This is a genomic window from Spirosoma migulaei, assembly GCF_054776855.1.
The window spans coordinates 293772-300057 of sequence record NZ_BAAHBG010000001.1 but is presented as its reverse complement, the minus strand read 5'-3'; the positions used below and the strand labels follow the sequence as shown (position 1 = coordinate 300057).

Annotated in this window: 3 protein-coding genes and 1 pseudogene; 3 read left to right on the top strand and 1 reads right to left on the bottom strand. The window is 46.2% G+C overall.

Translation table 11 applies throughout. The annotated features are described in order from the left end of the window. Positions 1–40: 40 nt before the first annotated feature. Together ACYVGO_RS01110 and ACYVGO_RS01105 are read left to right on the top strand one after the other, a co-directional pair. A pseudogene (locus ACYVGO_RS01110) lies at positions 41–100 on the top strand (two-component regulator propeller domain-containing protein); the annotation flags it as partial. A 72-nt stretch (positions 101–172) separates the two neighbouring features. Further along, on the top strand, positions 173–2329 hold the full coding sequence (locus ACYVGO_RS01105; protein ID WP_460966927.1) for a hybrid sensor histidine kinase/response regulator transcription factor: 2157 nt from the start codon (positions 173–175) through the stop codon (positions 2327–2329). Between the two features lie 94 nt (positions 2330–2423). Here ACYVGO_RS01105 and solA read toward each other — a convergent pair whose 3' ends face one another. Beyond that, positions 2424–3584 carry an N-methyl-L-tryptophan oxidase gene (gene solA, locus ACYVGO_RS01100; protein ID WP_460966925.1) on the bottom strand — a complete coding sequence of 387 codons (1161 nt, stop codon included), beginning with the start codon at positions 3582–3584 and terminating at the stop codon, positions 2424–2426. A 249-nt stretch (positions 3585–3833) separates the two neighbouring features. Here solA and ACYVGO_RS01095 point away from each other — a divergent pair, with 249 nt between their 5' ends. After that, positions 3834–6272 (top strand): PAS domain-containing sensor histidine kinase, encoded by a 2439-nt coding sequence (locus ACYVGO_RS01095; protein WP_460966923.1) that lies wholly within the window; start codon positions 3834–3836, stop codon positions 6270–6272. Positions 6273–6286 lie beyond the last annotated feature (14 nt).

The following is a 6286-nucleotide window of genomic DNA, read 5'->3' as shown; positions in this document are numbered from 1 at the left end:
TGAATGAAAGAGTAAACTCCTTCGTCCTCTACCAAAATGCCTGCCCAATAATGTTATTTATTCGGCCATTCCCGACCGGCAGGGGAATCTGTGGGTTGCCACCAATAAGGGAATCTGCCGATTCAATAGACAAACCTTCCAGGTACAGAACTATACTATCGAAGACGGGCTGATGGCCAATGAATTTAATCGGCATCATATTCTGCAATTGCCGGATGACCGAATTATTCTGGGTGGAATAGAAGGGATTACAACGTTTAATCCTTCTCAGGTCAAAAACGACACGTTTCAACCCAGGGTTGAACTAACGGGCATACAGATTAACAACCGCCAAATTGAACCTGGAAAGGGCTCACCACTGGGCGAATTGCCCATCCATGCCCTTTCTGAACTCTCCTTACTGTCTAATCAGAATTACCTGAATTTTGAGTTTGCATCTTTACAGTACAACAAAGAAAAAAAGACCAGATATCGATACCGCATGGAAGGATTGGATGCTGATTGGATCGTTGTCAATCGGCCAATGGCAAGCTATACCGATCTAAAGCCAGGATACTATACCCTGTTTATCAATGCGTCCAATTCGTCCGGGGTCTGGAGTAAACACGTACGAACATTCAGGATCAAGATTCATCCACCCCTATGGGCCACCTGGTGGGCGTATACGATATACGGACTTTTACTCGTAGCCTTACTTTACGGCATATTCCGAACCTATGCTAACCGATTGCAGCTACAACAGTCCGTAATTCTAAAACAGAATGAGGTAGAATTAACGATAAAAGAAGCCCAGCAGCTTAAGAATATCGACGAAATTAAAACCCGTTTTTTCACCAATATAACCCACGAATTTAAAACCCCACTTACATTAATAATAGCCCCCACACACTACTTGATCAATGAGTTGAGTCAAACTAAATATGCTCGTCAGCTAGCTTCCATTGAGCAAAATGCGAATCAGTTACTACGGCTCATCAATCAGTTACTGGATCTCTCGAAGATCGAAGCCAGCGCTATGGAGGTACATGAATCACGCGGTAATCCAGGAGTATTTATCGGGCAAATTCTCGACTCATTTACTGAGTTGGCTAACCAAAAAGGGGTTGAACTAACCTATCATAATCAGGCAACGAGCGATTATCTATTCGACGCTTCGTTACTCGAACGAATTATATATAATCTGGTATCGAATGCCCTGAAATTTACTCCAACGGGTGGAAACGTAACTGTCCAGCTTAACGCAGCGAACGGTATCACGCTGGTAATTGCCGATAACGGAATTGGCATACCTTCCGAAAAAATAGCGGCTGTTTTCGAGCGTTTTGTTCAGGCAGATACGTCGTCGACCCGTACCCATGAAGGTACGGGCATTGGATTGGCACTGGTGAAAGAACTGGTAGACTTGCAGCAAGGAACAATTCGGATAGACAGCGAAGTGGACTCGTTAACGAACCAACATGGAACCACTATAACCCTTCAGTTGCCTTATCGGCAGGTTGAACCGTTAACAGGTCCTATTGATAAAGCGCTCGATATACGAGAAAGCCGATCAGAAGCGGTACCTATTGTGCTGCTGGTTGAAGACAACCCAGATATGGCCACTCTTATCATTGACTGTCTGCCCACAACTTATCAATTCATATGGGCTAAAAACGGAGTTGTCGGGCTGGCTCAGGCTGTCTCACAACTTCCCGATTTAATAATCAGCGATGTGCTTATGCCGGAAATGGACGGCTACACGCTCTGCCAGACGTTGAAAGCAGATGTCCGGACAAACCATATTCCCCTCATATTGCTGACGGCCAAATCATCTGTCGAAAGTCGATTAGAAGGCTTATCAGTAGGTGCCGATGATTACCTGACCAAACCGTTTTTATTGCCCGAGCTGCAACTACGAATCCGAAACCTGCTGGAAAGACAAAAGCTATTACGGGAGTTGATCCGCAAGAGTTTTATCAAAATTGATCAGGACGACATGCAACTAACGATCGTCGATCCTTTTCTGGCAAAACTCTACGCATGCATCGACGCTAAATTGGATGATTCAGCTTATGGAGTAGAAGAACTGGCAAATGACATTGGCATGAGTCGCTATACACTGCACCGAAAAACAAAAACGCTCACTACCATGCTGCCCAATGAGCTTATCCGAAACTATCGATTGAAACGCTCACTGTCTTTTCTCCGCAAAGGCAATACAGTAGCCGAAACCGCCGTGCTGGTTGGCTTTGATAGCCCTTCCTATTTTACCAAGTGTTTTCGAAATCACTACAACATAACCCCTAAACAACTGCTGCAACAAGCGGGCACCGAAAACAACATCGAATAAGGTATTCTCATCATTTACGAACGTTGCCGCAACGACTACGATTAGAGGCTTTGTATGATTTTGTAGCTGGTAAGCTAACGCTAAACCCAAAGAATTAGCGATCAAAACTAGCCAATCGAAACGCCTGGATATCAAACATGGTCTGTTCCTGTAGGGCCAATTCCGCTAAAATTTGGCCAACGGCAGCTGAATGCTTAAACCCATGACCCGAACAGGCAGAAGCCAGCAGTACATGGGGATTAGCCGGATGCTGGTCAATGATAAAATCGCCATTGGGCGTCATGGTATATAAACAAACTGCCGACTTAACACAGCCAGGCCCAATTCCTACAAAATTAGGCGCAACAAACCGTTCGTACATCGCGTGTGTCTCGGCCTCACTCACTTCACGATTCACCGACTGGGGCGAAGTAGGCTGAGCATATACTTCTGTTGCTAGTTTAAGCCCGCCAGCCGGACCACCAACTGCCGGAAAACCATACACTTCCCGATCGTTCAGAATAAAGACCGGCATCCGGTCGGGCGTATAGTGCTGGTAGTTATCCTGAATGTCGAACCAGTACAGAACCTGTCGGTACACCCGAAGCAAATCAGCAAAAGGTGTATCCCGGAGCGATTCGCTTATCCAGGAACCAGTCGTAAGAATTAACTTCCGGGTCTGATAAGTAGTGTGGTCAGTCCGAACGGTAAGCACTCCGTCCTTCCATTCATAGGATACCATTCGCTCGTTGGTTCGGATGGATGCTCCATTGCGGATGGCCTGATCAAGTTGCACAGAAAGGTAGCGTTCAGGATTCAGAAAGCCAGCTTCCTCTTCATAATAGCCAATATCATCCGGGCTAGTCCTGATTTGAGGAAACTCGTGCCGAAGTGTCGCGGTATCCAGAATCCGATGAGCGATGCCATAGGTTTTAGCCGCGTCAATTGTTGTTCGGAGCCAACCGGGTTTATGGCGGGTTTGCACATCCGACTGCTCTTTACCAATAAACAGGCCACCTGTAATGGTTAGTAGTTGCTCGCCCGTACGTTGTTCTAACTCTCGCCAGATTTGATAGGACCGCAACGCCAATGGTACAAAATAAACGCCTTCGCCAATGGCCTGTCGGGTAATTCGGGTTTCCCCATGCGTGGATCCCAACGTATGAGGTGGCCTAAACTGATCAATACCCAGCACGTAGGGTGTCTGTTTAGAAAGCTGGTAAATGGCAGCGCTGCCCATTGCCCCCAACCCAACTACAATCGCATCAAGAATCATAAAGCGTCACCGTCTGTATTTACTGACGAATAAACACCGAATGGTTAATAACCCCAAAAAGTCCTCGTTAAAAGAGGAGCTGTGGAACAAAATCAGATGAAAATAAGGAATAAAAGAAGTAGCTACTACGTTTACACCAAACGTTAAATAAGCAAACTTTCAAGTACCGGTTTTCCTTAAACGTAAAACCTTACTTTCTATATCTAGTTATTCACCAAGATAAATTTACTTGTAATCACTGTGTAATCAATGACCGACGAGCAAAAGCCCTTCGATCAGGACATGGCCGCAGAACTTGAGCGGTTACAATTTACTTTACAGGCTGCCGGTATTGGCACCTGGGATCTTAATTCGAGCACTCAACTCGTTCGCTGGAATGATCGTTGTCAGGAATTATTCAACTTCCCGGGTAAAGACACCCTTCCGTTCCAGCAGGTACTGAGTCGAATCCATCCTGATGATCAGGATCGGGTAAACGCGGCCATACAACAGGCACTCACTGCACAGTCGGATGGACTCTATGACGTACTTTTCCGTACCCTCGGAACCGACCACACGCCGTCACGTTGGTTGAATTGCAAGGGCAAAGCCTATATTGATCAAGCAGGAGTGCCTCAGCGACTTTCGGGTATTGCCCAGGATGTAACTCTTCAGATTCAGCAACAAGCGCATTTAGCCACGTCTGAGCAGTTCGATCAATTAGCGAATGAAGCCGCCGGCATTGGCACGTTTCATCTTCATCTGGCAACCGGCTACTTAACGTATAAAGCGTTACTGGCTAAAATCCTGACAGGGCAGGAAACCACCCGCTTTGATCATACAAAACTAACTAGTTTTATACACCCCGATGATCGCTCTATTCGGCAGAAAGCCTTTGCTGATGGGTTACTGACAGGAAAAATTCGATATGAAGTTCGATTTATCTGGCAGGATGACTCCGTTCATTGGATCCGCATGCTTGGCACGTATATTTTTGATGAATCAGGTAATGCCCAGGATGTTATTGGCGTTGTTCAGGACATTACGGATCAGGTTCTTTCCCGGCAACGACTTGAAGACAGCGAAGCCCAAATGCGTAGCCTGATCGAAAGTGCCCCCTTCCCAATTGGGGTTTACGTGGGCCGTCAAATGCAGATCCAGTTTGCCAATCAGTCCATTAAATCGGTCTGGGGAAAGGGCGACGAGGTGGTTGGTAAGTTGTATTCCCAAATCTTACCGGAGTTGGCTAATCAAAACATCTATGACCAACTAGATAGCGTATATTCTACAGGTACTCCTTTCCACGCGAAGAATCAACGGGTAGATATTACTATAGATGGGAAATTACAGCCTTACTATTTCAACTACAGCTTTACACCGCTCTATAACGCGGCTGGCCAGGTATATGGTGTAATGAACACGGCCGCCGAGATAACAGACTTAATTTTGGCCAAGCAACAGGTAGAAAAAACAGAAGCTGCGCTGCTTGGCGCTATTGAGCTGGCTGAACTGGCTACCTGGAGTCTGGACATTGAAACAGGCATATTTAGTTATTCAAAGCGATTTATGGATTGGCTCGGCTTCTCCGAATCGACCAAAAGTATGGATGAAGCCTACAATCCACTGCCCGATGACTATCGTCAGTCTGTTGCGGATGCCATAGCCGCTACTGTTGCGCCAGGCTCATCAGGTTATTACGAGAATGAGCACCCAATTATCAACCGGCTCACCGGGCAGATACGTATTATTCATGCCCAGGCCCAGGTATTTTATGATACGGATGGCAAACCTCTAACGCTCACAGGTACTGCGCAGGACATTACTACGCAACGTCAGTTACAACTCGCACTAGAGCAGCAGGTGCAGGAACGAACTGAAGAACTAGCCGCCACCAATGAAGAGCTTTCGGCAATTAATGAAGAACTGGCAGCTACTAATGAAGAATACGCGGCTACCAACGAAGAGCTAGAGGAAGCCAATCAATTGTTTAGCCGGTCCAATGAGAATTTACAACGATTCGCTTACGTTGCCAGCCATGACTTACAGGAGCCGTTGCGAAAAGTACAACAATTTGGCGATCTGCTGAAAAGCCAGTATGCCAGCCAATTAGGGGATGGCATCGGTTACCTGGAACGGATGCAGGCGGCAGCCAGCCGAATGTCGAACCTGATTAAGGACTTACTAAGTTTTTCCAGAATCTCCACCCGGCAGGAAGTTTCTTCATTAGTATCCCTGAATGGGGTGCTCAGCAGCGTTTTGAGTGATCTAGACCTTCGTATACAGGAAACAGGTGCGCTTGTGACCGTTGATTCATTACCAAGAATTCACGGCGACAAATCTCAGCTCGAGCAATTATTTCAGAATCTGCTCAGTAATGCATTGAAGTTTCGCCGAACGGATAGGCCCCCTTTAGTTCATGTCCGGGCCCAGCTTATAGCCACAAACGAACTTCCACTTTCTATAAAGCCAACCCGGATCACATCAAATTACCATCGTATTGATGTATCTGACAACGGAATTGGTTTTGATGAAAAATATGTAGATCGTATTTTTCAGGTCTTCCAGCGACTACATAACAAAAGTGAATTTGCGGGAACAGGTATTGGACTGGCCATTTGCGAGAAAGTAGTTGCTAACCATGGTGGTGCCATTACGGCACATAGTAAACTGGGGCAAGGTGCCACCTTTAGTTTGTATTTTCCGATATAAATCCACGGGTAATC

What these genes read in the sequence shown, in the direction of transcription:
- ACYVGO_RS01105 (WP_460966927.1), top strand. Translation starts at nt 173, where the DNA reads ATGGCCAATGAATTTAATCGGCATCATATTCTGCAATTGCCGGATGAC.
- ACYVGO_RS01095 (WP_460966923.1), top strand. Translation starts at nt 3,834, where the DNA reads ATGACCGACGAGCAAAAGCCCTTCGATCAGGACATGGCCGCAGAACTT.
- solA (WP_460966925.1), bottom strand. Translation starts at nt 3,584, where the DNA reads ATGATTCTTGATGCGATTGTAGTTGGGTTGGGGGCAATGGGCAGCGCT.